Raw genomic sequence first — 26,845 nt, 5'->3', positions numbered from 1 at the left:
CACAAGCACATGAAGAGCACCAACATGCTCGAGCGGCTGAACGAGGAGATCCGCCGCCGGACCCGGGTGGTCCGGATCTTCCCCAACACCCACAGCTGTCTACGTCTGGTGCGGGCCCTGGCCGTCGAAATCCACGAAGGCTGGCTGGAGGACAACCGCTACCTGAACATGGATCTGCTCAAAGAACACAAGAAGATCTTGCTCCGGCAGGCCGAGGCCGCCTGAGCCATACGGACCAACCGAACATGGCCGACTCATTTCTGCACAACTTGACGCACACAACCGCGCAACGCATCTCCTTCTATATTTTCCACGGGCCAGCTCCCGGGAATGCGCCGTTTGCGCAATCATGCCCCCGACCCGTACTTTTAGCGTAGCAACCGGGTTTCGATGACGCCTCGGTAGTGCTCCCGGCGTTTTCCCAAGCTGGGCGCCGTGCAGGCCTCGGGCAGGACGCGATCGGAGGTGGACGACCCGCAACACGCGGGGCGTTACCCGAAAGAGCGGGGTGGGACGATGATGGAACTGCAGTGGCTGATCGCCCTGCTGCCCTTTCTGGCAGCACTGCTGGTGCACCTCCTTGCGGGCCGGCTGGGCCACCGGGTCGCGCACCTGAGCGTGGGGATCAACGTCATCGTCGTGGGGATCGCCGCGTTCCAGCTGGCGCACTACATCGCCGGCGACACCGGACCGCAGTGGATGGGCCTGGCCAACGGCTGGGGCAGCCTGCAGCTGGACCCGCTCAGCGCCATCATGGCGCTGGTCGTCGCCGCCATCAGCCTGGTGGTGCACGTCTACTCGATCCGCTACATGTTCGAGGAGCCCGGGTACGCCCGCTTCTTCATGCTGCTGGACCTGATGACCGGATCCATCCTCCTGATGGTGATGGCCGGCGACCTGATCACCCTCCTGATCGGCTGGCACCTGATCGGGGTAGTCCTCTACTTCCTGCTTACGCACAACACCGAACCGCCGCGCGCGCAGCGCTACGCCTTCTGGACGTTCATCACCTACCGTCTGGGGGACCTGCCGCTGGTGCTGGCCACCGTGATCCTGTTCCAGGCCTACGGCGTACTCGACCTCCCCACCCTCTTCGACCGTATCGCCGAAAGCCCCGATGCCCGCACCGCCATGGGGCTGCCCGTCACCGGGACGGTGGCCTTCCTGGTAGCGCTGGCCGCCTTCGCGAAGTCGGCCCAGTTCCCGCTGCACACCTGGCTGCCCTACACCATGGAGGGGCCCACGCCCGTGTCGGCCCTGATGCATGCGGGGATCGTCAACGCCGGCGGCATCATCATCAACCGCTTCGCCCCGGTGTTCGTCCACAGTAGCGAGGTCCTCCATCTGCTCTTCATCGTGGGCCTGCTGACCGCCGTGATCGGCTCGCTGATGATGCTTTCGCAGAACGACATCAAGAAGTCGCTGGGCTACTCCACCATGGGGCAGATGGGCTTCATGGTGATGGAAACCGGTGCCGGCGCCTTCGCGCTGTCGATCTTTCATCTGATCGCCCACGGCCTGTTCAAGGGCACCCTGTTCCTCGGAGCCGGCAACGTGATCGGGGCCGCGCGCCGCCATGACGGGGTTCCCAACGAGCCCCTCTACGACTTCCTCGTGGAGCGCAAGTCGGCCCCCGCACGCGTGCCCTGGTTCATTATCGGGGCGGTCACGCTGATCGTGCCGCTGGTGATCCTGGTGGGCGCGCATGCCTGGGTCGCCGAGCGCTTCTTCCAGCAACAGGGCGCGATCGTGCTGCTGTTCTTCGGCTGGATCACCGGTGTACAGGTGCTCTTCACCGCCCAGCGGCTGGATACCGAGAACCCGCTGCGCATGATGGCCCTGATCATCCTGTCCTTCGCCGTCATCGTGATCGGCTACGTACTGGTGGGCCACAGCTTCGAGGCCTTCCTCTACCCGGATGCCGCATTCCGTGACGCCCTCTACACCGCGGCGGGCATCGACAAACTCACCTTCGATGTCCTGGTCGTCCTGCTGGCCGTGGTGTTCGTCCTCGGCTGGATCGGGGCCTACCTGAGCCGGACGCGCCAGCGCCCGATGGACAAGCTGCCGGCCGGCGCACGGCTGATGCTGTACTCGCTTCTGTCGCGCGAGCTTTATGTAGCCGACGTCCACGAACGTGTCACGGACCGGCTGCTGGCCCTGTCCAGACGCCTCAATATCTGGCTGAGGTGGCGCTGACATGTCGGTGTTTCTATTGATACTCGCCGCGTTCTTCCTGCCGCTCTTCCCGGCCACGATGCTGTTCACGCGGCTCGCCGTCAGCACCCAGCCTCTGCCGGTACGGCTCGCACTCGTCGTCTTCTGGCCCCAGATCGGGGTCGTCCTGATCCTCTGGGGCGAACTGGAGCCAGGTCCGATTCTCGCGACCTGGGCCGTGATGAGTGCGCTGTTCTACGCCTTCCGGATGCTGACCGTGCGCGAGGTCGGGCGCTGGAACGCCATGCTGGCCGTATCCGCCTGGCCCCTGGTCTGGCTCTACGCCCTGCAAACACCCGCGCCGGTTGATCTCGTCGCCGTGACGCTGGCACTGACCACCGCCCCTGTCCTGATGCTGGTGGTGCGCGAAGTCCTCGTCGGACGCCTGGGAGCCGCCTACACGGGGCTCCACGGCGGTCTGGCACGCGATCTGCCGCGCCTCTCGGGGATCATTGTGGTGGCAACGCTCGCGGCAATGGCCCTGCCCTTGTTCCCCGGCTTCTTCGCCCTGCTGACCCTACTGGGCAGTGCGCCCGTCGGCTTCGCCATTGGCATCCTGCTGATCTGGCTGCTATGGAGCTGGGCGGGGGCCCGTCTGCTGCAGGGCACGGTATTCGGTCCGCGCAGCGGACCCGTGGCTGCCGATCTGACGGCCCCCCGCGCATGGGGCTTCGCCGGTCTCGTCGTGGCCCTGACAGGCGCCGGGCTCATCTGGACCGGAGGTGCGCTGTGACCCTTTCCCTCGGCCGCCAGCTGAAGATCCGCTCCATGGTGCACATGGCCGCCGAGCCGATCCCCAACTTCTGGCCCATGCGCACCTTCATCCACCACAACCCGTTGCACGGGCTGGAGGACCACCCCTTCCCCGAGGCGATCGAGCGTGGCCGGGCCCTGTTCCACGGGCGCGGCTTCCTGGCCCGCGCCGACTACCAGTGGCTGCTCGCCGATGGCCGCATCGACCCGGATGCGCTGGACACAGCGATCGACCGGGCGCTTGGTGGCTATCCAGCCCTGCAGGCCACCGGTGGCCACGCGCTGATCCATACCCTGCTCACGCGCTGTCGCGAACCGGCCCGTCGACCGTGCGTGCTGGCCGCGGCGGAGGACGTGGCGGCCATCCTCGCCGGCGGTGTTCCATCCGCGGGGGACGGCGTGGATGTGGAACGCATCGAGGACATCCTGCGCCGGGCGTTCCCGCCGGAGCGGCCGCTCTACGAGGCGCTGGACCACCTCTACGACACCCGCATCGCCGAGACCCTGGACGAGCTCCTGATCAAGACCTGCCTCGACTTCTTCGACGAGGGCCAGTCCGCCTGGCCCATGCCCGGGCGCGAACAGGGCCTGTTCGCCGCCTGGAGCCAGCTTGCACAGCGCAACCTGCGGCTGTTCCTGCGCGGCCTGCACATCAAGAAAATCCTGGATCAGAGCGACACCCCGGAGGGCATCATCGCCTTCGTCCTCGACGAACTCGGCATCCCCGAGCCGTCCTGGCCCGGGCTGATCGTGCGCGAACTCACCCATCTGCACGGCTGGGCCGGCTTTATCCGCTGGCGCGAACGGGCGCCTCGCTATCACTGGGCCCGCGAATATCCAGCGGACCTGGTCGACTTCCTGGCGATTCGCCTGGTGCTGGCACTGTCCCTGGTCCGCGAACACGCGCGGCGCCGTCGGATGCCACGCAACCGGTTCGAACTCGAGGCCCGGATTACCGAGCGCCCGGCGGAATCCTTCCTGCGCCACGAACTGTTCACCGGCGCCGTGCTGCCCACTCGGGCCGAGTCCGTCGAGGACGCAGTGGCGCGCGGTCGGCCGGCCGAAATCGCCCGGCTCATCGGGGCTTACATCCCCGAAAAGCGCCAGGCTGAAGCCGGGACCCAGTCACGTGCCCTCGAAGAACTGGCACAGCGCGCCGGCACACCGAATGCCTTCCGCGGGCTCTCGCCGGGATGCCTGGCCGAGGTGCTGACGGAACTGGAGGCATTCGAACGGCGCGAGGGCATGATCTGGCTGGAGGCCATGGAGACAACCTACCGCCGCGCGCTGCTGTCACGCCTTCACCCGACTCCCGCGCCACCCCGCGAAAAGCGCCCCTTTGCGCAGATGCTGTTTTGTATCGATGTACGCTCGGAGCGCATTCGCCGCCAGCTCGAGACGCTTGGCGACTACCAGACCTACGGGATCGCCGGATTCTTCGGTGTCCCGGTCAGCTTCATCGCGCTGGGCAAGGGCAGCGAGGATCACCTGTGTCCCGTGCTGCTGACCCCGAAGAACCTGGTCCTCGAGGTGACGACCGGCGCCGAGAAACTGGAGACGGATCTGTATTCCTCGGCGGAACACCTGCTGCACGACCTGAAGCATTCGGTCCTGTCGCCCTACTTCACGGTCGAGGCCATTGGCCTGCTCTTCGGTTTCGACATGGTCGGCAAGACCCTCGCGCCGCGGCTCTACAATCGTTGGCGCCACCGCATCGAATCGGACAAGCCGTCCACCCGTTTGCTGGTCGACAAGCTCACCCGCGAACAGGCGGACTCGGTCGTTCGCGCGCTGCAGCGGGTCATCATCGTGGAGGCGATTCACAAGGAGTTCGGCATCGAGCGCGAATCGATCACCGACGCGATCATCCGCGAACTGCGCGAGGCGGCCCTGGGGCGCCACACGGGGCAGACCCACTTCGCGCAGGCGTTCGCCCTTGGCAAACGCGCCGAGGCGGATTTTATCCAGACCCTGCAACAGCGCTACCGCATCAATCGCTCGTATGCGCAGATGCAACTCGAACGCCTCGGGCGCATCGGCTTCTCCCTCGACGAGCAGACCTACTTCGTCGCCCAGGCGCTGCGCTCCATCGGGCTCACGGAACAGTTCTCCCGCTTCGTCATCCTGACGGGGCACGGCAGCCAGTCGCACAACAATCCCTACGAGTCCGCCCTCGACTGCGGTGCCTGCGGCGGGAGTCACGGCCTCGTCAGTGCCCGCGTCCTGGCGCATATGGGCAACAAGCCGGAGGTTCGCCGGCGCCTGCGGCACGAGGGCATCCACATCCCGGACGATGCCTGGTTCCTGCCGGCATTCCACAACACGACCAGCGACGCGATCGAGTTGCACGACCTGGATCTGCTCCCGGCCAGTCATCTCGTCTACCTCGAGCGCCTGCGCAACGGGTTGCAGGCAGCGCGGCGCCGCACCGCCGCGGAGCGGCTGCAGACCCTGCCGCCGGAGGGCGGGCCGGAACTCGAGCCCATCCAGGCCGCGCGGATGGCCCAGCGCAACACGGTGGACTGGGCCCAGGTGCGGCCCGAATGGGGCCTGGCGCGCAACGCGGGCTTCATCATCGGGCGCCGCCACCTGACCGAGGGCAGCGACCTCGAGGGCCGTACCTTCCTGCACTCCTACGACTATCGCCTCGACCCGCGCGGGCGTCTGCTCGCGAATATCCTGACCGGCCCGCTGGTGGTCGCCCAGTGGATCAACATGGAGCACTACTTCTCCACGGTCGACAACGAACACTATGGCAGCGGCAGCAAGGTCTACCACAACGTGGCGTGCCGCCTCGGTGTCATCACCGGCAACCTCAGTGACCTGCGAACCGGCCTCCCCGCCCAGACCGTACTGCGCGACGGCCGGCCCTACCATGACCCGATCCGCCTGCTGGCCGTCATCGAGGCGCCCTTTGAACACGCCCGGGGGGCGATCGACGGCGTCGCCAAGGTCCGGAGCCTGGTCACCAACGGATGGATCCTGGTAGTGATCCTCGACCCCGAGACCCACCGGATCCATCGCTTCGCGGACGGCCAGTGGCTGGAAGAGCCGCTGCCCGGGGCCGCTCATGGGCAAACCGATCCAACGGCTGCGGAGGAGACCCGCGCATGAACGACGTGAACCTGAATCCCCTCAAGAAGCTGGAGATCATTCTCGAGGGCGAACACCAGGCCTTTGCCACCGATCTGCTCGACCGGGCCGGCGTCAAGGGCTACACCATCATGGGCAACCTCTCGGGAAAGGGCAGCCAGGGCTTCCACGAAGGCCATCTGATGTTCAACGAGGACGACGTGCTGATCATGATCATCGCCGCCGTACCCGAGGAACTGGTCGAGCCGATCCTCGAGGGCTTCACCCCCTTCTTCAACCAGCACAGTGGCGTGATCTTCATCTCCGACATCCAGGTCAGTCGTCTGGTGAAATTCAAGGGCTGAAATCCACCCCCGGGCGGCTGCGGCGCTCCCGGGAACACCTGTTATTCGACAGCCGGGCTTGGCCGGTTCACAGGCAACATGCCAATCCCTGGCGTGCATCCCGCCTCTTGCAATGCGCCACTCCCGAAGCCAGCCTGAGTCACTCCCCAGTCACGGTTCACCACCATGCGCCAGATGTCCCCCCGGGAATTGCACGACTATCTCTCGCAGGCAAAGAGCCCGCCGAAGCTGCTGGATGTGCGCGAGCCCTGGGAATTCCGGCACTGCCACATTGAGGGCTCGCAACTGCTCCCGATGGGCCAGATCCCGACGGCGTACCAGGACCTGAATCCGGAGGACGAGATCGTGGTGATCTGTCACCACGGCGTCCGCAGCCAGCAAGTCTGCGGCTTTCTGCAGCGGGTCGGGTTCAACAACGTGATCAACCTGTCCGGCGGCATTGATGCCTGGGCACGCGAGGTCGATCCCCACATGGCGACCTATTGATCAGAGCTCCCCTGGCCGCTGCGTGAGACGCGCACCCACCCTGTCGGTCATCATCCCGGCCTGGAACGAGGCCGAATGGCTGCCACGAACCCTGGCGGCCGTTCAGGACGCCCTCTCGGCCGTCGATCGCCCCAGCGAGATCATCGTGGTGGACAACGCCTCCACGGACGCGACCCCGCAGATCGCGCAGCGCGCCGGCTGTCGTGTCGTCTTCGAGCCGGAACGCAGGATCAGCCGCGCCCGCAATGCCGGCGCCGAGGCGGCCACCGGGGACGACCTGCTGTTCGTGGACGCCGACACCTGGCCGGATCGCGACCTGCTGCAGGCCACCCTGAAGGCACTGGATAGCGGCCGCGTCTGCGGCGGCGGTGCCCGAGTAGATTTCGACCACCTGAATCACCACATCTACCGCTGGGGTGCCGGCGCCTGGAACGCGCTGGCGGCGCGCCTGAAGCTGGCCGCCGGCTGTTACGTCTTCTGTACCCGCGAGGCCTTCACCGCCGTCGGCGGTTTCAGCGAAGCTGTGTATGCCGGGGAAGAGGTCTTCCTGTCGCGCGCCCTGCGCCGCTGGGGCCGGGCACACGGCCAGCGCGTGGAAATCCTGGACACCCCCGTGTTGACCTCCGGGCGCAAGGCGGACTGGTTTCACCCCGGCCGTCACATCCTGGTGGTGCTGCAGGTCCTGCTGCTCCCCTGGAGCCTGCGCTCCCGCCGCCTCAGCTGGTTCTGGTATACCCGTCCGGGCAGTCGCGACTGAACGATCGCGGTGCCGTCGCCCCGTCGGGTTCGGTATACTGCGCGGTCTTTCGGTTCGCGCCCTGCAGAGGAACCCCCGGACGCCATGAATCCCCGCCTCGACCGGCTCCAGCCTTACCCGTTCGAACGCCTGCGGGCCCTGTTCGCGGACCTGCGCCAGCCGGAAGGGCTGGAGCCCATCGCGCTGTCGATCGGCGAACCACGCCATGCGCTTCCGGGTTTCGTCGAACCCGCCCTGCGCGACGCCGTACAGGGTTACAACCACTACCCCACCACGCGCGGCGAACCGGCCCTGCGCGAGACGATCGCCGCCTGGCTGCAACGCCGGTTCGACTTGGATACCGTGAAGCCCGAGCGCCAGGTGCTGCCGGTCAGCGGTACCCGCGAGGCCCTGTTCGCGATCGCCCAGGCCGTCGTCGCGGAGAAGCCCGGGGCGCGCGTGTTGATGCCGAATCCCTTCTACCAGATCTACGAGGGTGCGGCCCTCCTGGCCGGGGCAGAACCGGCCTTCTACGACCTGGCGCCGGAGAACGGCTATCTACCCGACTTCTCCACGATCGACGTCGCCACCTGGGATGCGGTGCAGCTCGTCTACATCTGCAACCCGGGCAACCCGGCCGGCGCCTGCATGTCCGAGGCGGCGATGCAGGACCTGATCCGTCTGGCCGAACGCCATGACTTCGTGATCGCGGCCGACGAGTGCTACTCCGAGATCTATCACCCGGAGGCCACCCCACCGGCTGGCCTGCTGGGTGCCGCGGCGCGCATGGGCAATAGCGGGTTCGAACGCTGCATCGTGTTCCACAGCCTGTCCAAGCGCTCCAACCTCCCGGGGCTGCGCTCCGGATTCGTGGCGGGCGATGCCGAGCTGCTGGACCGCTTCGCGCTGTACCGTACCTACCATGGCTGCACCCTGCCGCCGCCCACCCAGGCCGTTAGTCGCGTGGCCTGGGCGGACGAGGCCCATGTCGCGCACAATCGGGCCCTGTACGCGGAGAAGTTCGCGGCGGTCGTCCCGCGGCTACAGGCCATACTCGACGTCACCACACCGGCCGCCGGCTTTTACCTCTGGCCACGGGTTCCCGAAGGCGACGACGAGGCCTTTGCCCGCCGCCTGTACGCCGAGGCCGGAGTGACGGTGCTGCCCGGGCGCTACCTCTCGCGCAGCGACCCGAACTCCGGGCACAACCCCGGTGCCGGGCATGTCCGCATGGCCCTGGTCGCCGAGCCGGCCGCCTGTGTCGAGGCCGCCGAGCGCATTGCCAGCCTGTATGAATCCATTACCTATTAATACGTTGCAAGGAAAACCTGATGTCCGATATCCAGAGCACCATCGAAACCGCCTTTGAACGCCGCGCCGAGATCAACCCGCGCAACGTGGAGACCAATGTCCGCGATGCGGTGAACGAGGCGCTGGAGATGCTGGACACCGGCCGTGCCCGAGTCGCCGAGAAGAAGGGCGGCGAATGGGTGGTGAACGAATGGCTGAAGAAGGCCGTACTGCTGTCGTTCCGCATCTCGGAGAACGAGTTCATCAAGGGCGGCTTCACCAACTATTACGACAAGGTCCCGTCCAAGTACGCCGACACCTCCAGCCGTGACTTCCGCGAGGCCGGCGTGCGCGTCGTGCCGCCGGCCACCGCGCGCCGCGGGAGCTTCATCGCCCCCAACACGGTGCTGATGCCGTCCTACGTGAACATCGGTGCCTATGTGGATGAAGGCACGATGGTCGATACCTGGGCCACGGTCGGCTCCTGCGCCCAGATCGGCAAGAATGTGCATCTCTCCGGCGGCGTCGGGATCGGCGGCGTGCTGGAGCCGCTGCAGGCGGCCCCGACCATCATCGAAGACAACTGCTTCATCGGTGCCCGATCCGAGGTGGTCGAGGGCGTGATCGTCGAGGAAGGCGCGGTCATCTCCATGGGCGTGTATCTCGGCCAGTCCACCCGGATCTACGATCGCGAGAACGACGAGATCCTCTATGGCCGCGTACCGGCCGGCTCCGTGGTGGTCTCCGGCACCCTGCCCTCCAAGGACGGCAAGTACTCGCTGTACTGCGCGGTGATCGTGAAGCGCGTGGACGAGAAGACCAAGGCCAAGGTGGGTCTGAACGCCCTGCTGCGCGATGTCTGAGATCGCGCTCTTCGGGATCGCCAACTGCGATACCGTCCGCAAGGCTCGCCGGGCGCTGGACGCGGCCGGCGTGGGCGTGCGTTTCGTGGACGTTCGCAAGGACGGACTGGAGGAAGCCCGGGTGCGCGCCTGGGTCGAGGCGCTTGGCTGGGAGGCCCTGGTCAACCGGCGCGGCACGACCTGGCGCCAGCTTCCCGCCGAACAGCGCGACGGGCTGGACCGCGAACGCGCGATCGCCCTGATGCTCGAACACTCAGCCCTGATCAAGCGGCCGGTGATCGAACAGGGGGACGCGATCACGGTCGGCTGGACCCCCGACATCGCGGCCCGCTGGGGGGCTGCCTGAGGCCCTCGGCGGCATGCTGAGGCGGGCCGGCATTCGCTGGCGGGCGTTGCGCTGGCGCGCCCACCACTGGCTGGCCCGTCATCCCCGCCTGCACACGGGCCTGCATGCCGCCGGGAGCATGAAGAGCGGCCCGGAGGCCATGGCCCGCGGGGTTGCCATCGGGCTGTTCATTGGCCTGACGCCCACGGTCGGCTTTCAGACCGTATTGATGATCATCCTCTGCATCGCGCTGGCCGGGAATTTCCCGACGGCCTTCGTGGCCTCGTTCGTCAGCAACCCCCTGACCACCTCTCCCCTGTACTGGGGCTACCACTCGCTGGGCGAGGCAGTCTTTCGCTACACGCCCCTGCTCACCCACGACCCGGACGCCTGGTACCTGCAGGGGATCGGCGACGAGATTACCTTCACGTTACTGGGCAGTCTGCTGATCGCCACGCCCACCGCTATGTCCGGCTACTGGATCTCCCATCAACTGTCCGCCGCCTGGCAGCGCCACCGGGACCGGCGGCGCGCCGAGCGGGCCCGGCGCCGCGGCCCCTAAGCCTCGTCACTCGGTCGCCTCCTCGGCGACCCCTTCCCCTGCCGGCGCGCCACTGGGTTTCGGCCATTCCAGCCGGACATCCAGCAACTCCACCGTGCCCCGGTCGCGCTCCAGGGGCGGTACTTCGGCGTAGGGGTCCGGATCCAGCCGGCCGTCGTGCCACACCCACACGAAGTACCCCAGGTTCAGCAGCGCGAGCGCCAGGATTAGCCAGCGCATCCGGCATCCTCCGCGAGCGACAGGGCCCATAGCCCGTCCAGAACCAGGTTGGGCACGATCCGAGATTCCTCGCGCAACAGCGGCGCCAGCCAGTAGGCATCCCCCCCGGTCAGCCAGCAGGGGGCCTCCTCGCCCAGCACGTCGCGGGAGCGCGCGATCAGCCCGTCCAGCGCCCCGGCCATCCCCAGGCCCCAGCCACGCTCCAGCGCATCCGCACTGTTCAGCCCGGGCGACGGGTCGAGGTCCTCGGGCCACTGCGTCGCCTCGCGCGGCGCGATACGATCGGCCAGACGGGGCTGTAGCGCCTCCCAGCCGAGCTGGCGCCCCGGCAGTATGTAGCCGCCTGCATGACACCCGTCCGCCTGCAACACGTCGACGGTGACCGCGGTTCCGGCATCCACCAGGATGACCGGCATATCACCAACGGCCCGCGCCGCGACCAGCGCGCAATACCGGTCCACCCCCAGCTGGCCGGCTGCGTAGTCGGTCCGCAGGCCGTTCGGCCCGGCAGCCGCGACCCGAACCGTGTGAACCACGGCCCCGATGCCCGCGTCCGCCAGTTCCCCGGAGAACGCGGCCCCGCGCTCACCCGCCACCCGCGACACCCATACGGCGCCGATGGGCGACTCCTGTGCCATGGACGCGAGGGCACGGGCACAGCCCGCGGGCTCCCGGGCCGCGCCGGAACCCAGTACGTCGCCATCCCGGCTGCGCACCTGCCATTTGACCCGGGTACTGCCGATATCCACCAGCGCGATGTCAGACATGTTCACGACTCCGTACCGAAACCTCGCCCGAGTGCAGATGACGCACCGATCCGTCCGCGAATGCCGCCACCAGACAGCCGCTGGCCGGGGCGATCCCCAGCGCCCGGGCCTGCGCTCCATCGTCCAGAAGCTCGATGGCCTGCCCGCGCAACAGATCGAGCCGCTCCAGCTCGGACTCCAGCGAGGCCACGCCCTCGCGCACCAGGACGGGATGCAGGCGGCAAAGCCGGTCGACCACCCGCGCGGCCAGTTCCAGGCCGTCCGGCGCCCCACCCGGACAATGACTGGCGAGATCGGTGACCGCGCGGTCCAGCTCCAGTGTATCCGCGGCCTCGCGATTCATCCCGATCCCGGCCACCAGCCGGCCCGGCCGCTCCCGACCGGGTGCCCGCTGCTCCATCAGGATTCCGCCGAGCTTGGCGCCCTGGATCATCAGGTCATTGGGCCACTTGAGCCGCACGGACTCCAGACCCAGCCCCTCCAGGGCCTGGATTACCCCGATCCCCACACCCACCGGATAGGCGGGCGGCACCGGGCCCCGCGCGATGGGCCACGCCAGCGACAGAGCGAGGCTCGCCCCGGGCCGCGACTGCCAGATCCGGCCCCGCCGGCCGCGGCCCGCGGTCTGGGTATGTGCCACGCAGACACGCGGTCGCTCATCGTCCGTGGCAGCCGCCTCCAGGAGATAGCGGTTGGTCGAATCGACCGATTCCAGGACCTCGACCCAAGGTGCGTCGACGTCGCTGCCCGCCAGCAGGCCGTCGACGCGCTCTTTCAGCCATGCACTTTCCGGCGCCATAATGCAGACTGTGAACGAAGTCTCGGTCATCGGGATCGGTACTCGGCCAGGGGGCACAGGGGTTGGATACCAGGGATACGCGGGGGAAAGCCAGGCACCATGGTAAGCATTCCGTCCGGACGGCGCTGGGGCTGCTGGTACTGGTGGCAGGGCTGGTCGCGGGCGGAACCAGCGCGGACGAGCTGTACAGCTACCGCGATGCCTCCGGTGCCCGCGTCCTGACCGACGAACGGCCCCAGGGTATCCCGTACGAAACTATCCGCTCGCCCGCGAGCACGGGCACGGGGACCCCGTCCACGGGCGGCGACTGGTCTCCCAGCCAGATCTTCGTGTTCGAGGGCCCGGGCGGTGAACGCCTGGTCACCAACCAGCATCGCCAGGACAGCGGCATGGAACTGGTCGCCACCTACGGCCGCCCCACCGCGCGCGCCCGCTGCGGCGAGCGCGCCCGCCAGGCGCTGGCCACCGGCGGTGGCGAGTTCGCGGACCTGATTCGTACGGCCGCCACCCGCAAGGGCCTCGACCCTGCGCTGGTCCAGTCGGTCATTCACGTGGAATCCTGCTTCGATCCGCAGGCGGTCTCGCGGGTGGGCGCCCACGGCCTGATGCAGCTGATGCCCGCGACCGCGGCCGATCTCGGGGTCACCGACCGTTTCGATCCGGCCCAGAACATCAACGGCGGCACACGCTATCTGGCCGCGATGCTCGAGCGCTTCGAGGGGAATCTGGATCTCGCCCTGGCCGCCTACAACGCCGGCCCCGGCGCGGTGGAGCGCCACGGCGGCGTCCCGCCATTCCGCGAGACACAGACCTACATCCAGCGCATCCGCTCGCAGTACACCGGCAACGGACGACCGAACTGAATCAGTCTTTGGGCTTGTCGCGCCCGCAGTTCCAGCACTGGGTGAACTGCGGCTCGATCACCTCGCCGCAGCGCGGGCACTTCCAGTCCCGGCCGTCGTGTTCCGGCTCGCCCTCCAGGTACTCCAGGATCAGGGCTCGCGCCTCCTCGGCCTGCTCCTCGTGCACCACCATGATGCGCGCCCAGGTCTCGGTTGGCGGGACCTCCCCCGCCGCGCCCATGAGCCCGGCCTGGTTCACGTACGCCGGGATGCCGGCCTCTTTCAGCAGGTCCTCGATGAACCCGGCCATCACGGGGTCGGCGGCGGAATAGACAGTCCTCATGGCCGCGACCGTAGCACGCGCGGCAAATCCGACGCAGCGGGCCTACCCCTACTGCACAGTGCCCTGATTGGCCGCCTGGAAGTATTCCATCGCCTTCTGGATTGCGAAGAACGGGGCTTCCTCGAGCGCGGTACGGGTGTGCGGCAGGTTGATGTCCGCGTGGTACTTGCGCATGGCCAGGACATGAATCGGCAGCTCGCGCGCGAACATCGGGTTTTCGAAGTTGAAGTACTGGCCCAGCCCCAGCACCAGATCCTGGCGCTCGTCGGCCGTCAGGCTCTCGGGGGACACCCGGACATCCGGGAGCTGCCCGGCCTGGCCGTCGACCGATACGACCACCTGGCGATCCCCGTCGGCCGCGGCCGGCACGGAATCTCCGTTCACCAGCTGCAGGTTCTCCGACAGGTCCAGGTACCCCTTGGACAGGATATGCCCATGCGGCTGGAACACCTTGCTGGACATGTTGACCGCCCAAAGTTCCATGGTCTCCTTGAGGTCCTGGGCCGCCTGCACCTCGCCCAGGGCGAACAACTGCTGGGCGTAAACGATATCCCACACCCAGACCTGGCCGTATTCGGGCAGCTCGCCCTCGACGGCCAGCGAGACCTTGCGCAGCTCGGGCTGCGATTCGTCGCGCGCATGCAGTGTCAGGGTAAATTCGGCCAAGGGAGTTCTCCTTACGGCAGCGCCACTCGCGCTGCATGATCAAGCCATGAATTATAGCCGTCCGTCGACCCGTACCGCAGTTCAGGCACGTCGCCCGGGGACTTCGGCCACGCCTGCCCCCCATTCACGGAACTGACATAATGTCGTCATAGACTCGCGAGTCCACTTCTGCCGCGAGTCGTGCATGCCGGATGCCGACGTGACCCAGACTGATCTGTTCCTCAATCGCGAGCTGTCCCTGCTGGAATTCAACCGTCGGGTCCTCGCGATCGCCCAGGACCCCGCCTTCCCGCTGCTCGAACGCCTGCGCTATCTGAGTATCTCCTCCACCAACCTGGACGAGTTCTTCGAGGTCCGCGTGGGCTCGCTGCGCCAGCAGGTCGAACTGAACGTGCAGGCCCCCGGCCCGGATGGCCTGTCCGCCGCCGAGCAGCTGCGCCAGATCGCCCCGCGTGCGCACGACCTGGTGGAGGAGCAGTACCGCACCCTGAACGATGAACTGATCCCGGCACTGGCGGCCGAGGGCATCCACTTCGTGCGCCGCACCCACTGGAGCTCCGCGCAGCAGGAATGGGTGCTGCAGTATTTCCGCGAACAGCTGCAACCGGTCCTGACCCCGATCGGCCTGGACCCGGCGCATCCCTTTCCGCGCATCCTGAACAAGAGCCTGAACTTCATCGTCACGCTGAAGGGCAAGGACGCCTTCGGACGCGAGTCCGGCCGCGCCGTGGTGCAGGCACCGCGTTCTCTCCCGCGTCTGGTGCGCCTCCCGCGGGAGGTCGCCAGCGGCGACAACGACTTCGTCCTGCTGTCGTCCATCCTGCACGCCCATGTTGACGAGCTGTTCCGCGGGATGAAGGTGACCGGCTGCTACCAGTTCCGGCTGACCCGCAACTCCGACCTGTTCGTGCAGGAAGAGGAGATCGACGACCTCCTGAACGCCCTGGAAGGCGAGCTGCCCCAGCGCAACTACGGCGCCGGCGTTCGCCTGGAGGTCGCGGACAACTGCCCGCAGGAGGTCGCCGATTTCCTCCTGCAGCAGTTCCATCTGGACCCCGACGACCTGTATCAGGTCACCGGCCTCGTGAACCTGAACCGGCTGATGGCGGTGCACGAACTGGTCGAGCGCCCGGACCTCAAGTTCCCGCCCCTGGTCCCGGCCCTGCCTCGCGTGGACGCCAGCGGTAGCGGCATCTTCGCCTGCATCCGCGAGCAGGAGCTATTGCTGCATCATCCGTACCAGTCGTTCATGCCGGTGGTGGATTTCCTGCGTCAGGCCGCGGCCGACCCGCGGGTACTGGCCATCAAGCAGACCCTGTACCGCACGGGCACCCGCTCGCCCCTGGTCGAGACCCTGATCGAGGCGGCGCAGGCCGGCAAGGAGGTCACCGTCGTGATCGAGCTGCGGGCGCGCTTCGACGAGGCCGACAACATCGAGCTGGCCAACCGCATGCAGGATGCCGGGGTGCATGTGACCTACGGCGTGGTCGGCTACAAGACCCACGCCAAGCTGGCCCTGGTGGTGCGCCGGGATGGCGACCAGATTACCCGCTACGCCCACCTCGGCACCGGCAACTATCACTCGGGCACTGCCAAGGCCTACACCGATTTCGGCCTGCTGACGGCCGACCCCGTGCTGACCGAGGACGTCCACCGCGTGTTTCTCCAGCTGACCGGGCTCGGCAAGGTGACCCGGCTGCGCCAGCTCATCCAGGCCCCCTTCCGCCTGCACGACGCGATGCAGGAGAAGATCGAGCGCGAGATCGAGAACCACCGGGCCGGCAAACCGGCGCGCATCGTCGCGCGCATGAACTCCCTGAACGAGGCCACCATCATCCAGGCCCTGTACCAGGCCTCGCAGGCCGGTGTGCCCATCCAGCTGATCGTGCGCGGCATCTGCAGCCTGCGCCCCGGGGTCCCCGGCATATCGGAAACCATCGAGGTGCGCTCGGTACTGGGCCGCTTCCTCGAACACTCGCGGGTGTTCTACTTCGAGAACGCCGGCAACCCCGAGGTGTTCCTTTCCAGCGCCGACTGGATGCCGCGCAACTTCTTCCGCCGCGTCGAGGTGGCTTTCCCGGTGCGCGACCCGGAGCTGCGCGACCGCGTGGCCGAGGAATCCCTGTTCAACTACCTGCGCGACACCGCCACCGCCTGGTCCCTGCAACCGGACGGCAGCTACACCCGCATTCGGCCCGCAGACGACCAGGCCCCCTACTCCGCACAGGAGGTCCTGGCGGCCCGGCTGGCGGGGTCTACCGCCGGCTGACGCGACATCCATGGCCGGCGCGGGGCACCCGGTCGTGGGACTTCGCCGGTCCCCGCTTGACCCCATCCTTCGGACAACCGAACCTGAAGGTCACAACCTCCCTGTGGGCGCGAGCATCCGGACCCCCTATGAAGATCCTGATACTGGAAGACGAAGATCTCATGGCGGATCTCCTGAAGACGCTCGTTCGCGGCCTTTATCCCAATTCCGACATCTTCCACGCGCGCTCCATTACCGAGGCCCTGCGACGTTGGCGCGAGAAACACCACGACCTCGTGCTGTCGGACCTGTCGCTGCCCGACGGGAACGGGCTGGACTTCCTGCGACGGGCGGCCATCGATGGCCGCGTCACGCCCATCGTCATCATCACCGCGAACCCGGACCGTAAGAGTGTCCAGCGCGCCGCTCGCTACGGCGTCCGGGGTTTTATCTCCAAGCCCTTCGAGGCGGAACTGGTGCATGACCGTCTGCAAGCGATACTGGCTACGGGAGCGACTACCGCCGAGTCCCGCGAAGAAGCCGAGGGCGAGCCGGAGGCGCCCGCCCTGGAAAACGCCCTGCAACAGGCCGAATCCGGTGAGCTGAGACTGCCTACACCGATCGATCTTGACGCACTGCGGGAATTGAGGGCGCGGGCCGACACACTCTCGCTGTCCGAACTGGAGAAGGCCTGGCAGGACATTCCATCCCTGGTCACGCGCCTGATCGATGCATCCAACGGCAGTGCTCTGAGGCGCACCGACACCCCCAATACCTCGCTACGCGACGCCCTGCAGGTTCTGGGCATCCCCACCGCCCTGAATCTGGCAATGGCCATGGCCCTCGATCTCACCACCACACTTCAGGACCCCAACCTCCAGACCCGCGCCCGGCATTACCAGGAACAGAGCGAGCGCATGGCCCACCAGGCCGCGGCCCTGGGTCGCAGCCTGCGGGCGGACGCCAGCCTTTGCTTTACCGCCGGACTGATGCATCGCCTGGGCGAGCTCGCGGTCATCGCCACGGCACAGCGCTGCGTCCTTCAGGGCTGCACCCTCGACCCAGCCGCCCTGGATACGGCGCTTGCGGGGGACTGGCCCGCTCGAATGGCCGTAGCGCTGAAGTCGCGTCTACGCCTCTCTCTCCCGTTAAAGCAGATGATTGGGGCCGCCCACGGCTTCGGTCTGGGCAGCGGCCACATTCATCTCCCCATCATGCGCACCGCCTTCTTGCTGACCAATGGGGCGGCGGACTCCGCCGAATGCCAGAAGCTACTGGGGCGCCTTGGTCTGTCGGACCAGGACACAACAGGCGGCATACCCGCTCAGCAGGTCTCGCTCCAGAGAAATGCTGATGGGTGAACACGCTCGCGTGGGCACCCCGAGCCCCCGAGGCAGGGGTCACACAGCCGTTAGCGCCTCCACCCCCGTTCTATAAACCCTCGGGGCGCAATGCAGGGTCGGGGAACCTGGAGTACAAGCCCCAAACGTGAGTGAATACAGGGGCACATGCGCCGCACACCATCGGGCCGCACACGCGTGCGGCACCCTCCCGGAACCGAGGCGCTCCTGTACCCAATCCTCTTGTTCCCGATGCAGAGGGTCGCTGGGTTCCCTACCCGTTCACAACACACCCGGTAAGCGCCTCAGCTCCCGCGGTTTTTTGTATCCGCTTCACTTTGACGCTCGGAGCGCGGCACATCATGCAGTCCGCCCAGCAGGGTGACCTCGGCGTCGCCATGACGCAGCAGGTCCTGCAACAGCACCACGATCCCGGCCACGCAGAGGAACAGCCCGAAGTTCAGTCCGATCGACTGCACATGGCGGAGCACAAAGAAGAACTCCGCCTCCTGCGCCGGAATCCACAGGATCGGCGCCATCACCCCCAGCAACGCCACGAATGCATACACCATGAAACGGATGAAGTGCACCGGTACCCGCCGTATGCTCAGGCCGTACACAATGGTGGCCACGATCAGCACACTCGCCGTCGCCTGAACCGCGATCATGGCCCGGTCGGTGATGAACACGTACCGACCCTCCTCGTAGGTGGCTTCGCTGAGCCCGCCGAACATGGCCACCAGCAGGGCGTTTCCGACCACATACACCAGACTGAGCAGGAAGGGCAGTGCCAGCAACCGGTTGTGCCGCATCAACCGGAACCCCGTAGCCGACCACCAGATGCCGATCCACAACGGCACCGACAGTACATAGATCCAGACCACCAGCGTCAGCATTGCATCCATCCTTTCCGAATCCGCCGTCAGGCGTACTCGAGTTGCAGTGCGTGGCGGGCCCATTCCTCGCGCTCGGCGTCGAGGTCGGCCCGTGTCAGGGGATGGGCATCCAGCCATCCCGTCGCAAAGCTCAGTGCGAGGCCGTCCGTCGTCGCCTCGATACGCTCCAGCGGCACCGGATCGGGTGCCCGCGAGCGATGCAGCAGCACGGCCAGGCGCAACAGCACCGCCATATACCGGAAGGCGCCCGCACGATCCTCACGCACACCGCCCAGCAGCTTGGGTTTCAGGGTCCGCCGGTGCAGCCGCACCAGCAGCGCAAGCTCCGCCTGCTCCGGCTGCGAGAACCCGGGCAGGTCGGCCCATGTGAGGATGTATTCACCGTGCTTGTGATACTTGCTGTGGGCCAGGGCTAGGCCGATCTCGTGCAGCTCGGCAGCCCAGTCCAGACGCTCGGCGTCGTCCCCGTCCAGCCCCCAGGCCGCGCGCACCGCGGTGACCAGGCGTGCCACCGTGGCCTGGACGCGCTCGGCCTGGGCCGGGTCCACCGCAAAGCGCCGGCGCAGATGATGAATGGTGCGCCCGCGCACGTCCTCGTGCCGGAAGCGACCCAGCAGGTCATGCACCACTCCCTCGCGCAGCGCCCCGTCGGAGGGATGCAGGCGTTCGATGCCCAGCGCCTCGAACGCGCCCAGCAGGACCGCCAGTCCGCCGGCGATGACCGGCGCCCGCTCTGCCGCCAGGCCGGGGAACTCCAGCCCGTCGATCGAGCCCTGCTCGATCAGTGCGTCCCGCAGACGCTCGAGGGCCTGCCGGTCCATGCCCGGCGCCGGGTCCAGGCCCGACTCCTGCACCATGCGATCCAGCGCGAGGATCGTGCCCGAGGCCCCGAGTGCCTGATCCCATCCCTCGGCCCGGTAGGCGCTGGCAATCGGCTGCAGTTCCTGCTCCGCTCGCAGTCGGGCGGCATCGAAGGCCTTGCGACTCAGCTTGCCGTCGGCGAAGAAGCGCCGGGTAAAGGTCACACACCCCATCTCGAGGCTCTCGGCCAGGACCGGCTCGAAGCGTTCCCCGATAATGAACTCGGTGCTGCCGCCGCCGATATCCATCACCAGGCGCCGGCCACTGTCATCCGCCAGCGTGTGGGCCACGCCGAGGTAGATCAGCCGTGCCTCCTCGCGCCCGGCGATGATCTCCACCGGATGTCCGAGGGCCTGCTCCGCCGACCGCAGAAAGGCCCGGCTGTCATGCATCTGGCGCAGCGTGTTGGTCCCAACGACCCGCACATGTCCGCGCGGCAGCTGACGCAGCCGCTGGCCGAAACGATCCAGGCAGTCCAAAGCCCGCTGGGCGACCTCCGGATCCAGCTGTCCCTGATCGTCGAGGCCGCTGGCAAGCCGCACCATCTCCTTGAGCCGGTCCACCTTCAGGACCTCGCCATCCTGGCGCCGAGCCACGATCATGTGAAAGCTGTTGGATCCCAGATCGACGGCCGCAACCGTCTCCGTATGGTGAGCCTCCTGCATGCCTAATGCGCCTCCCCATCGGCCAGCCGTTCGAGGACCCGCCGCGGGAGATGCCAGACAAGGCGCATCGGCCCCGGCAGCGAACCCGCCAGCCCGCAGGCATCGCCCTTGCCCATATGCACCAGACTCCGCCCCCCGGGCGCGCCCAGCAAGCAGCTGGCCAGGAGCGACAGGTCGGGTTCGTGGCCCACCAGCACCAACCCGCCGTTCGCCGGCAGGTTCCGGGCCAGGGCCTCGACCTCCAGCCCGGCGGGTTGTCCCGGAGCGAGCCATTTCTTCTGTCGCACCGGTACATCCAGCGCCTGGGAAAGGGGGATCGCCGTCTGTCGGGCGCGCAGATAGGGGCTGCACAGAAGCTCCACGGAAGCCGGCAGCAGATCGCCCAGCGCCTGGGCCATGCGCACCGCGCTGACCTGTCCCTTGTCGGTCAGCGGCCGGTCACGATCGGCCCCGTCCCAGTCGCCGGGATTACCGGCCTGGGCATGCCGCACCAGCACCAGCCGCGCTTCCCGCATGCCGATCAGGCCGCCCCGGGCCGCAGCAGGAACAGGGAATACCAGTCCTCGGGCGCCGACCACTCGGCCTCGTGTTCCAGCCCCGCCGCCGCCAGCAGACCATCAACCGCCTCGCGGCTGAACTTGCGCGAGATCTCGGTGCGGATGATCTCGCCTGCCGCGATCTCCAGGCGAGCCTCGGGCTCCGAGACCTGCACGACCTGGTCGCGACGCGCCACCAGGTGCATCTCGATCCGCGAATGCTCTTCCACGAAGGGCGCGCGGTGATCGAACCCCTCGGGGTCGAAATCCGCCCCCAGCTCGGTATTCAGCACCGACAGCAGATTCAGATTGAACGCCGCGGTGACCCCCGCCGCATCGTTGTAGGCCGCCTCCAGCACCGGACGCGGCTTGACCCGGTCCAGCCCCAGCAACAGGCGATCCTCCGCATTCATGGTCGCGCGGATCCGGGTCAGCAGGGCGGCGGCCTCTGGGTCCTCGAAATTCCCCAGACTGCTGCCGAGAAAGGCGAACAGTCGGGGACCGTCGCCACGCGCGCCGGCGACCTCGCCCAGGTGGCCCAGGGCCGCCGCGTAGTCGCCGCACAGGCTGTCCACCCGCAGTTGATCGAAGCGCTGCAAGAGCCGCTCGCCCGCCTCGTCCAGGATCTCGCTACACACGTCATTGGCGATGTAATGGGGCGCCGCCAGGCGCCGCTCCAGGGCGGCCAGCAGGTATTCGGTCTTGCGCGAGGTCCCGCTGCCCAGCTCGAACAGCGTCCGGGCGCCGGATGCGTCCACGATCGCATCGGCATGACGCTCCAGGAGCTCGGCCTCCAGGCGGGTCGGGTAGTATTCCGGCGTGTCGCAAATCGCATCGAACAGCTGCGAACCCCGTGCATCGTAGAAGTACTTCGGCGGCAGGGATCGCGGTGGCTCGAGCATCCCCGCGCGGAAATCGGCCAGTAACTCGGCGTGGGCATCGCGTTCTTCCACCACCCGGCGGCTGTAACGGGAGGAAACGGGTACAGCGCAGGCGTCGGCGGACATGCGGGCTTCCGTATCAAGAGGGTTTGCGGCACGCTAGCATGAAACCACCGACGTCCCAACTGCCCCCAGGGAAGCCCGGATCAATGTGCCGACACCTCGCTTATCTGGGTCCTCCGATCACGCTGCGCAGCCTGATCCTGGATCCCCCCCACAACCTGATCGAACAGGCCATGGCGCCCCAGGAACTGGTGTACGCGCGGGTCAATGCCGATGGCTTCGGCTTCGGCTGGTTCGGGGCCGGGGGCATGGCGCGCCATTACCGCCGAGCCGACCCGCTCTGGCAGGATCCCAATCTGGAAGATCTGGCCAGCGACATGACCCAGCCCCTCTGGATCGCGGCCATCCGCAGCGCAACCCCCGGCTTCGGGGGCGACTCGGTCAATGCCCAGCCGTTCGCCCGGGACGGCCTGCTGTACAGCCACAACGGCCTGATCAGCCGGTTCCGGCCGGATGTGCGGCGGCAGATCCAGAACATCCTCAGCCACGAGATCGAAGCCAGCATCGAGGGCACAACCGACTCGGAACACCTGTTCGCGCTGGTGCGGCAGTACCTGGCCGATGACGAGAACGCCACGCTGGAAGGCGCCCTCGGCGAGGCGTTCTCGACCATCGAGGCCTGGCTGGGCACGGATACCGCCCTGCTGAACGTGATCCTGTCCGACGGACGCCGCATCATCGCCAGCCGCCACGCGATCAACGCGCCCTGCCCCAGCCTCTACTACACCACCGATGACGAGACGTTCCCCGAAGACAGCGTGGTCGTGGCATCGGAACCGCTGACGGATCGCGAGCGCTGGCGCCCGGTGCCATCCGGCCACCTGCTGATCCTGGATCCCGACGAACCGCCGGAACTCCTGGCCTTGTAACGCGCTCCACCGGATATGAACGCCGTCCATCCGCTGTCGAACGCTTCCGAACCGGACCTCATAGAGTGCCTGTCCGTCCAGCACGACCGCCTGAACGCGGCGCTTCTCGCCACCCCGGAACACGAATGGCGCAATCAGTACCACCCGGACCTCAGCCCCATGGGGTGGCATTACGCCCATTGCCATTTCATCGAGGCGGTCTGGCTGCACGAACGGATTTTGGGTGAACCGCCGCCCGCACGGCGGGATTGGCACGACCTCTATTTCCCGGAGCAAAGCCCGAAATGGCGCCGCGGCGGGCGCCTCCCACCCCGCCACTCGCTGCTCGCGTGGGGCCGGGCATGTCAGCAGCACCACCTGGAGCTTTTGCGCGCCCACCCGGAGGTGCGCCGCCATCCCCTGCTTGAAAACGACTACCTGACCGGTTTCCTCGCGCAGCACCACGCGATGCATCTGGAGAGTCTCGAACAGGTGCGCTGGTTTGCCCGCCTGCAACACACCGAAGCCGGCCCTGTACAAACCTCCGAGACCGCGCACTGGCCTTGCAACGACTGGATCGAGTGCCCGGGGGGCGAACACATCGCCGGCAGCGATTCCATCACCGCCTTCGACAACGAGCGCGGCCGACACACCGTGCGGCTCGCGCCCCACGCCATCCGTGCACACCCCGTCACCAACGCCGAGGTCGCGGCCTTCATCGAGGCCGACGGATATCACCCCGGCCCTCACTGGGACGAATCCGGCCGGGCGTGGCTGGAACAGACGGGGGTCACCGCCCCGCTGGGCTGGGGGCGCCGGTCCGACGGCACACGAGTCCAGACCCTGCCGGGCGGCACCCAGCGGCTCGAGCCCCGGGCACCCGCCGTCGGCCTCTCCTGGTTCGAGGCCACGGCCTACGCGCGCTGGGTTGGCGCCCGCCTGCCCCACGAACACGAGTGGGAGCATGCCGCGCAGGCCGGTTGCCTAGCCGGTACAGCGCAGGTCTGGGAATGGTGTGCGAACCCCTTTCAACCCTACCCGGGTTTCCGGCCCTACCCCTATGATGAATACTCCCTGCCCTGGTTCGACGGGAAGCACTACGTCCTGCGCGGCGGCAGTGCCTGGAGCGACCCGCTGCTCACCCGGACGACCCTGCGCAATTTCTTCACTCCCGACAAACGCCACGTATTCGCCGGCATCCGCCTGGCCCGAGACCTCTAAGGAAACACCCATGCGACCGAACCACATCCCGCTTGCCCACCGGACATCCTCGCTCGTCGCCGGCCTCGCCGTACTTGCACTGGCGATCCCCGGGGCCGCTGTTGGCGGCGATGGCGCCACGACGCTTTCCCTGACCGGCAAGACCGAACGCCAGGTCGCGAACGATCACATGACCGTGCACATGCAGACCGAGGCGCGCGCCCCGGAGGCTGCCACAGCCGCGGCTACCGTCAACCGGAACATGGAGGCGGCCCTGGAACGCGCGGGCGAACACGATGCCGTCGAGGCCCGCACCATTGGCTATTCGACCCGCCCCATCTACGACGCCGACGACCGCAGCCGCATCAACGCCTGGCAGGTCCAGCAGAACCTGGAACTGACCAGCGGCGACTTCGACCGCCTGGGCGAACTGGTGGGAACCCTCCAGCGGCACGACCTCACGGTGAGTCAGATCCGTTTTTCCCTGAGCCCCGAGGCCCGCGAGGAACACCGCGAGGCCATGATCGAAGAGGCCATGGACGACCTGAAGGCTCAGGCGCGCGTCATCGCCCGCTCACTGGGCGCCACACACCTGCGTGTTCTGGAAGTGGAACTGCCGGATGATTCCCACGGCGGCCCACAGCCGATGATGGCCATGCGGGCAATGGACGAATCCGCCAGCCAGCCGGCGCTGGAGGCCGGGCACTCCACCCTGACCCTCAGCATACGCGGCCGCCTGCAGGCTCTGGGCGCCGAAACCCTGCGCGTCGGCCCCGCCCGGTAACCCACCGCATCAGGGAAGCCTCCTCCCCCCAGAACATCATCCCGGCCGAAGCGCAGCGCAGAGCCGGGATCTGCAACCGTGGCGGGGCGGTCTCGTGGCACAGGTGCCACAAGTGGCACCAAGCGCCCTGCCTCAGCGGGCGAGTTCCAGGGCCAGCTCGCCGTCGCGCACCTCGATGGACTCGATACCGGCGCGCAATTGCTGGAAGGGCTCCAGCCCCAGCAGATCCTCGTCCTTGAGCCCGCCAAGCCAAGCATCCGGCAGCGGGATCCCGGCAACGCTGACGCCCACCAGGCGCGCGTGCACCTGGCCCTCTTCCGTACCAAAGCGAACGCCCGAGCGCACATTCAGGACGCGTCCGCCCAGAAGGGGGATATCCGGCGGCACATCGATGCGCACCCGCGTGCTCACCTGTCCCGGCGTCAGGCGGATCGCCACCCGCCCGGCCAGGTCCGGGTCCTGCGCGATCAGCGCATTCAGCTCGCGTTCGCTGAATTGCACCACCCGGGCCTCGGCGCGTTCCTCGTAGAGTTCGGGGACCAGCGGCTCGGCTTCGGCGTCGAGATCGATGATCGGATCGCCTGGTGCGCTATCGGGGCGGGGCTCCGCATCGCGCGGACCCAACGCCCGCAGCTTGGCTTCCAGCTCCGCCTGCTCCTCGACATTCAGGGTCACCGGCTCGGGCTCGCCCGACTGCAGGTGGATGACACCCCAGAACCCCGCCCACAGCGCGGCCAGGATCAGCAGGACGATCAGATAGCGCGGGGGCCGCCCGGTGGAACGGTACTGGATGGGCGCGGAGGGTTCGTTGTTCTTGGCCATGCCGGAGTCTCGCAGATCACAATGGCGTCATGGTCGCACAAAGGCGCGCCCATGATCCGCACGGCCGGGGCATGGATCAGAGGAAGTCGAACAGCGACAGGCGGTTCACCTGGGTATAGGTCTGTTGCGCGGCCTGCAGGGCCACCTGCTGCTGGTTGAAGCGGCTGATCGCCTCGGCATAGTCCAGATCGCGGATCTCGGAGACCGCGCTGTTTAGGTCCACCAGGCGGTCCTCGTTCAGGTCCTTCTGCTGATCGAAGCTCTTCAGGCGCGAACCGACCTCGGCCCGGATGTCGCTGAAGTTGCCCAGCACCGCATCCAGGTCGGCCAGTGCGGTGTTGCTGGCCGTCGCCAGGTTGGCCCGGCTGGTACCACTGGCGCCGCCCTCTTCCAGCGCCGCGATGATCGCGTCCAGCGTCTCGAACACGCTCTTGTTATCGGCGGCGCGGGACAAGACCTGATCCCCAGCCTGGGGTGTGCCACTCAGGGTGATACTCCGCCCCTCAAAAAGGACCGCCTCACCGGCCACAAAAGGCCGATCTTCCATCGAATTCCCGGAATTGTCTTCGGCGAACTGGGTATCTCCATTCTCATCTACATAGGTGATGGAAAACTGGACGTTCCCGCCGGCGTCTTCAGAGAATTCAATCGTGTAGTCGCGCTCATCCAGTGCACCAACGTCGCTTACACCGGTTTGCTCCACAACAAGAGTACTGCCGGGTTCCCGATTGAGCACCTCGGCCCCGACCCGCCCGTCGTTCTCCGGAATATCCATGAACACCCGCGCACCGGTATCGCCCACCGGCACCTTGCGGTTGGCCGAGATTGCGACCTCGCGGACGCTGCCCGTACCCTCGGCCCCCTCATAGCGCACCGCGCCCGTGCCATCCTGCTGGAAGGGCTGCTGCAAGGACTTCGTCCCGGCGAAGAGGTATTCGCCGTTGGGATCCTTGGTGTTGGCGATGTCGAACAGGCCCTCTCGTAACTGACGCAGTTCGCCGGCCAGATAGCTGCGGGTCTCGTTGGTCTGGGAATCGTTGTTGCCGGCCACCACCAGTTCGCGCGCCCGCTGCAGCAGATCCGTCCCGCTTTGCAGGGCCGATTCCTCCTGCTGCAGGCGTGGTTGGGTGTTGTCGATATTGCGCTGGTACTGTTTGGTGGCCTGGATGATGCGTTCGAACTGGTTGACCTGGGTGGCCCCGCTCGGGTCATCGGAGGGGCTCAGGATGCGCTCGCCGCGACCCATCTGCAGCGAGGTCCGGTTCAGCTCCGTCTGGCCCCGCTGGATCTGGTCGATCCCGGTCTGGAAGATCTGGGTGGTCGAGATGCGCATGTC

At 67.3% G+C, this 26,845-nt stretch carries 28 protein-coding genes; 17 read left to right on the top strand and 11 right to left on the bottom strand.

Going from position 1 to position 26,845, the window contains the following annotated elements; genetic code table 11:
- The 11 genes from F614_RS0111120 to F614_RS0111070 all read left to right on the top strand — a co-directional run.
- A partial coding sequence (locus F614_RS0111120; protein ID WP_026279207.1) for a transposase occupies positions 1-225 on the top strand: 225 nt, incomplete at its 5' end.
- 291 nt (positions 226-516) lie between these two features.
- Positions 517-2,199: an NADH-quinone oxidoreductase subunit L gene (locus F614_RS0111115; RefSeq protein ID WP_019558909.1), complete on the top strand. Its 1,683-nt coding sequence runs from the start codon at positions 517-519 to the stop codon at positions 2,197-2,199.
- 1 nt (position 2,200) lies between these two features.
- A complete protein-coding gene (locus F614_RS0111110) occupies positions 2,201-2,950 on the top strand; it encodes a hypothetical protein (RefSeq protein WP_018867366.1) in 750 nt (249 codons plus the stop codon).
- Entirely contained in the window at positions 2,947-6,084 is a 3,138-nt protein-coding gene (locus tag F614_RS0111105; protein WP_019558908.1) for a DUF2309 domain-containing protein, read from the top strand. Before F614_RS0111110 ends, F614_RS0111105 begins: the two co-directional genes overlap by 4 nt.
- Entirely contained in the window at positions 6,081-6,407 is a 327-nt protein-coding gene (locus F614_RS0111100) for a P-II family nitrogen regulator (RefSeq protein ID WP_018867364.1), read from the top strand. Before F614_RS0111105 ends, F614_RS0111100 begins: the two co-directional genes overlap by 4 nt.
- Before the next feature lie 165 nt (positions 6,408-6,572).
- Complete coding sequence (locus F614_RS0111095) at positions 6,573-6,893, top strand: rhodanese-like domain-containing protein (RefSeq protein WP_018867363.1); 321 nt, start codon at positions 6,573-6,575, stop codon at positions 6,891-6,893.
- A 22-nt stretch (positions 6,894-6,915) separates the two neighbouring features.
- The gene (locus F614_RS0111090; RefSeq protein ID WP_018880728.1) at positions 6,916-7,650 is read left to right on the top strand and encodes a glycosyltransferase; all 735 of its coding nucleotides are present in this window, start codon (positions 6,916-6,918) and stop codon (positions 7,648-7,650) included.
- Between the two features lie 84 nt (positions 7,651-7,734).
- Entirely contained in the window at positions 7,735-8,940 is a 1,206-nt protein-coding gene (gene dapC / locus F614_RS0111085; RefSeq protein ID WP_019558907.1) for a succinyldiaminopimelate transaminase, read from the top strand.
- A 20-nt stretch (positions 8,941-8,960) separates the two neighbouring features.
- On the top strand, positions 8,961-9,782 hold the full coding sequence (dapD, locus tag F614_RS0111080; RefSeq protein ID WP_018867360.1) for a 2,3,4,5-tetrahydropyridine-2,6-dicarboxylate N-succinyltransferase: 822 nt from the start codon (positions 8,961-8,963) through the stop codon (positions 9,780-9,782).
- The gene (locus F614_RS0111075) at positions 9,775-10,128 is read left to right on the top strand and encodes an arsenate reductase (RefSeq protein WP_019558906.1); all 354 of its coding nucleotides are present in this window, start codon (positions 9,775-9,777) and stop codon (positions 10,126-10,128) included. Before dapD ends, F614_RS0111075 begins: the two co-directional genes overlap by 8 nt.
- A gap of 13 nt (positions 10,129-10,141) precedes the next feature.
- On the top strand, positions 10,142-10,669 hold the full coding sequence (locus F614_RS0111070; RefSeq protein ID WP_019558905.1) for a DUF2062 domain-containing protein: 528 nt from the start codon (positions 10,142-10,144) through the stop codon (positions 10,667-10,669).
- Between the two features lie 6 nt (positions 10,670-10,675).
- On the opposite strand, the gene F614_RS0111065 is transcribed toward F614_RS0111070, so the two are convergent.
- From F614_RS0111065 to F614_RS0111055, 3 genes are read right to left on the bottom strand one after another with little or no spacing between them, the layout of a single operon-like run.
- Positions 10,676-10,888: a hypothetical protein gene (locus F614_RS0111065; RefSeq protein WP_019558904.1), complete on the bottom strand. Its 213-nt coding sequence runs from the start codon at positions 10,886-10,888 to the stop codon at positions 10,676-10,678.
- The gene (locus F614_RS0111060; protein ID WP_019558903.1) at positions 10,876-11,655 is read right to left on the bottom strand and encodes a type III pantothenate kinase; all 780 of its coding nucleotides are present in this window, start codon (positions 11,653-11,655) and stop codon (positions 10,876-10,878) included. Before F614_RS0111060 ends, F614_RS0111065 begins: the two co-directional genes overlap by 13 nt.
- Entirely contained in the window at positions 11,648-12,454 is an 807-nt protein-coding gene (locus tag F614_RS0111055) for a biotin--[acetyl-CoA-carboxylase] ligase (RefSeq protein ID WP_019558902.1), read from the bottom strand. The genes F614_RS0111060 and F614_RS0111055 overlap by 8 nt, the downstream gene beginning before the upstream one ends.
- Before the next feature lie 143 nt (positions 12,455-12,597).
- Between F614_RS0111055 and F614_RS0111050 the strand changes: the two genes are divergently transcribed.
- Positions 12,598-13,317 carry a lytic transglycosylase domain-containing protein gene (locus tag F614_RS0111050; protein ID WP_019558901.1) on the top strand — a complete coding sequence of 240 codons (720 nt, stop codon included), beginning with the start codon at positions 12,598-12,600 and terminating at the stop codon, positions 13,315-13,317.
- Between the two features lies 1 nt (position 13,318).
- On the opposite strand, the gene F614_RS0111045 is transcribed toward F614_RS0111050, so the two are convergent.
- Together F614_RS0111045 and F614_RS0111040 are read right to left on the bottom strand one after the other, a co-directional pair.
- Positions 13,319-13,639: a DUF2007 domain-containing protein gene (locus F614_RS0111045; RefSeq protein ID WP_081618338.1), complete on the bottom strand. Its 321-nt coding sequence runs from the start codon at positions 13,637-13,639 to the stop codon at positions 13,319-13,321.
- A 48-nt stretch (positions 13,640-13,687) separates the two neighbouring features.
- Positions 13,688-14,305 (bottom strand): hypothetical protein, encoded by a 618-nt coding sequence (locus F614_RS0111040; RefSeq protein WP_018867352.1) that lies wholly within the window; start codon positions 14,303-14,305, stop codon positions 13,688-13,690.
- Positions 14,306-14,489: 184 nt separating this feature from the next.
- Between F614_RS0111040 and ppk1 the strand changes: the two genes are divergently transcribed.
- A complete protein-coding gene (gene ppk1 / locus F614_RS0111035; protein WP_018867351.1) occupies positions 14,490-16,574 on the top strand; it encodes a polyphosphate kinase 1 in 2,085 nt (694 codons plus the stop codon).
- Positions 16,575-16,702: 128 nt separating this feature from the next.
- The gene (locus tag F614_RS0111030) at positions 16,703-17,914 is read left to right on the top strand and encodes a response regulator (RefSeq protein WP_018867350.1); all 1,212 of its coding nucleotides are present in this window, start codon (positions 16,703-16,705) and stop codon (positions 17,912-17,914) included.
- Positions 17,915-18,198: 284 nt separating this feature from the next.
- On the opposite strand, the gene F614_RS0111025 is transcribed toward F614_RS0111030, so the two are convergent.
- From F614_RS0111025 to egtD, 4 genes are read right to left on the bottom strand one after another with little or no spacing between them, the layout of a single operon-like run.
- Positions 18,199-18,789 (bottom strand): hypothetical protein, encoded by a 591-nt coding sequence (locus F614_RS0111025; RefSeq protein ID WP_018867349.1) that lies wholly within the window; start codon positions 18,787-18,789, stop codon positions 18,199-18,201.
- A 26-nt stretch (positions 18,790-18,815) separates the two neighbouring features.
- On the bottom strand, positions 18,816-20,315 hold the full coding sequence (gene ppx, locus F614_RS0111020; protein WP_019558900.1) for an exopolyphosphatase: 1,500 nt from the start codon (positions 20,313-20,315) through the stop codon (positions 18,816-18,818).
- Positions 20,316-20,317: 2 nt separating this feature from the next.
- Positions 20,318-20,830: a histidine phosphatase family protein gene (locus tag F614_RS0111015; protein WP_018867347.1), complete on the bottom strand. Its 513-nt coding sequence runs from the start codon at positions 20,828-20,830 to the stop codon at positions 20,318-20,320.
- Between the two features lie 5 nt (positions 20,831-20,835).
- Positions 20,836-21,858, bottom strand: a complete 1,023-nt coding sequence (gene egtD, locus F614_RS0111010) for an L-histidine N(alpha)-methyltransferase (protein WP_018867346.1) — start codon at positions 21,856-21,858, stop codon at positions 20,836-20,838.
- Positions 21,859-21,941: 83 nt separating this feature from the next.
- On the opposite strand from egtD, the gene egtC reads away from it, so the two are divergent.
- Genes egtC through F614_RS0110995 form a run of 3 tightly spaced genes read left to right on the top strand, consistent with a single transcriptional unit; the run spans position 21,942 to position 24,687 of the window.
- Positions 21,942-22,724, top strand: a complete 783-nt coding sequence (egtC, locus tag F614_RS0111005; protein ID WP_018867345.1) for an ergothioneine biosynthesis protein EgtC — start codon at positions 21,942-21,944, stop codon at positions 22,722-22,724.
- Between the two features lie 15 nt (positions 22,725-22,739).
- A complete protein-coding gene (locus F614_RS0111000) occupies positions 22,740-23,924 on the top strand; it encodes an SUMF1/EgtB/PvdO family nonheme iron enzyme (RefSeq protein WP_019558899.1) in 1,185 nt (394 codons plus the stop codon).
- Between the two features lie 10 nt (positions 23,925-23,934).
- Positions 23,935-24,687, top strand: coding sequence for an SIMPL domain-containing protein (locus tag F614_RS0110995; RefSeq protein WP_019558898.1), 753 nt, complete (start codon positions 23,935-23,937; stop codon positions 24,685-24,687).
- A gap of 132 nt (positions 24,688-24,819) precedes the next feature.
- On the opposite strand, the gene F614_RS0110990 is transcribed toward F614_RS0110995, so the two are convergent.
- Together F614_RS0110990 and flgL are read right to left on the bottom strand one after the other, a co-directional pair.
- A complete protein-coding gene (locus tag F614_RS0110990) occupies positions 24,820-25,509 on the bottom strand; it encodes a hypothetical protein (protein ID WP_018878986.1) in 690 nt (229 codons plus the stop codon).
- A 76-nt stretch (positions 25,510-25,585) separates the two neighbouring features.
- Entirely contained in the window at positions 25,586-26,842 is a 1,257-nt protein-coding gene (flgL, locus tag F614_RS0110985) for a flagellar hook-associated protein FlgL (protein ID WP_019558897.1), read from the bottom strand.
- Positions 26,843-26,845 lie beyond the last annotated feature (3 nt).

This window comes from Thioalkalivibrio sp. ALE12 (assembly GCF_000381105.1).
Taxonomy (GTDB): Bacteria; Pseudomonadota; Gammaproteobacteria; order Ectothiorhodospirales; family Ectothiorhodospiraceae; genus Thioalkalivibrio.
This window is presented reverse-complemented; position numbering and strand designations above follow the sequence as displayed.

What these genes read in the sequence shown, in the direction of transcription:
- F614_RS0110995 (WP_019558898.1), top strand. Translation starts at nt 23,935, where the DNA reads ATGCGACCGAACCACATCCCGCTTGCCCACCGGACATCCTCGCTCGTC.
- F614_RS0110990 (WP_018878986.1), bottom strand. Translation starts at nt 25,509, where the DNA reads ATGGCCAAGAACAACGAACCCTCCGCGCCCATCCAGTACCGTTCCACC.
- F614_RS0111045 (WP_081618338.1), bottom strand. Translation starts at nt 13,639, where the DNA reads ATGAGGACTGTCTATTCCGCCGCCGACCCCGTGATGGCCGGGTTCATC.
- dapD (WP_018867360.1), top strand. Translation starts at nt 8,961, where the DNA reads ATGTCCGATATCCAGAGCACCATCGAAACCGCCTTTGAACGCCGCGCC.
- F614_RS0111015 (WP_018867347.1), bottom strand. Translation starts at nt 20,830, where the DNA reads ATGCGGGAAGCGCGGCTGGTGCTGGTGCGGCATGCCCAGGCCGGTAAT.
- F614_RS0111065 (WP_019558904.1), bottom strand. Translation starts at nt 10,888, where the DNA reads ATGCGCTGGCTAATCCTGGCGCTCGCGCTGCTGAACCTGGGGTACTTC.
- F614_RS0111025 (WP_018867349.1), bottom strand. Translation starts at nt 18,789, where the DNA reads ATGCTGACGCTGGTGGTCTGGATCTATGTACTGTCGGTGCCGTTGTGG.
- ppk1 (WP_018867351.1), top strand. Translation starts at nt 14,490, where the DNA reads ATGCCGGATGCCGACGTGACCCAGACTGATCTGTTCCTCAATCGCGAG.
- F614_RS0111095 (WP_018867363.1), top strand. Translation starts at nt 6,573, where the DNA reads ATGCGCCAGATGTCCCCCCGGGAATTGCACGACTATCTCTCGCAGGCA.
- flgL (WP_019558897.1), bottom strand. Translation starts at nt 26,842, where the DNA reads ATGCGCATCTCGACCACCCAGATCTTCCAGACCGGGATCGACCAGATC.
- F614_RS0111000 (WP_019558899.1), top strand. Translation starts at nt 22,740, where the DNA reads ATGAACGCCGTCCATCCGCTGTCGAACGCTTCCGAACCGGACCTCATA.
- F614_RS0111030 (WP_018867350.1), top strand. Translation starts at nt 16,703, where the DNA reads ATGAAGATCCTGATACTGGAAGACGAAGATCTCATGGCGGATCTCCTG.
- ppx (WP_019558900.1), bottom strand. Translation starts at nt 20,315, where the DNA reads ATGCAGGAGGCTCACCATACGGAGACGGTTGCGGCCGTCGATCTGGGA.
- F614_RS0111060 (WP_019558903.1), bottom strand. Translation starts at nt 11,655, where the DNA reads ATGTCTGACATCGCGCTGGTGGATATCGGCAGTACCCGGGTCAAATGG.
- F614_RS0111115 (WP_019558909.1), top strand. Translation starts at nt 517, where the DNA reads ATGATGGAACTGCAGTGGCTGATCGCCCTGCTGCCCTTTCTGGCAGCA.
- F614_RS0111110 (WP_018867366.1), top strand. Translation starts at nt 2,201, where the DNA reads ATGTCGGTGTTTCTATTGATACTCGCCGCGTTCTTCCTGCCGCTCTTC.
- dapC (WP_019558907.1), top strand. Translation starts at nt 7,735, where the DNA reads ATGAATCCCCGCCTCGACCGGCTCCAGCCTTACCCGTTCGAACGCCTG.
- F614_RS0111070 (WP_019558905.1), top strand. Translation starts at nt 10,142, where the DNA reads ATGCTGAGGCGGGCCGGCATTCGCTGGCGGGCGTTGCGCTGGCGCGCC.
- F614_RS0111100 (WP_018867364.1), top strand. Translation starts at nt 6,081, where the DNA reads ATGAACGACGTGAACCTGAATCCCCTCAAGAAGCTGGAGATCATTCTC.
- egtD (WP_018867346.1), bottom strand. Translation starts at nt 21,858, where the DNA reads ATGTCCGCCGACGCCTGCGCTGTACCCGTTTCCTCCCGTTACAGCCGC.
- F614_RS0111055 (WP_019558902.1), bottom strand. Translation starts at nt 12,454, where the DNA reads ATGGCGCCGGAAAGTGCATGGCTGAAAGAGCGCGTCGACGGCCTGCTG.
- F614_RS0111075 (WP_019558906.1), top strand. Translation starts at nt 9,775, where the DNA reads ATGTCTGAGATCGCGCTCTTCGGGATCGCCAACTGCGATACCGTCCGC.
- egtC (WP_018867345.1), top strand. Translation starts at nt 21,942, where the DNA reads ATGTGCCGACACCTCGCTTATCTGGGTCCTCCGATCACGCTGCGCAGC.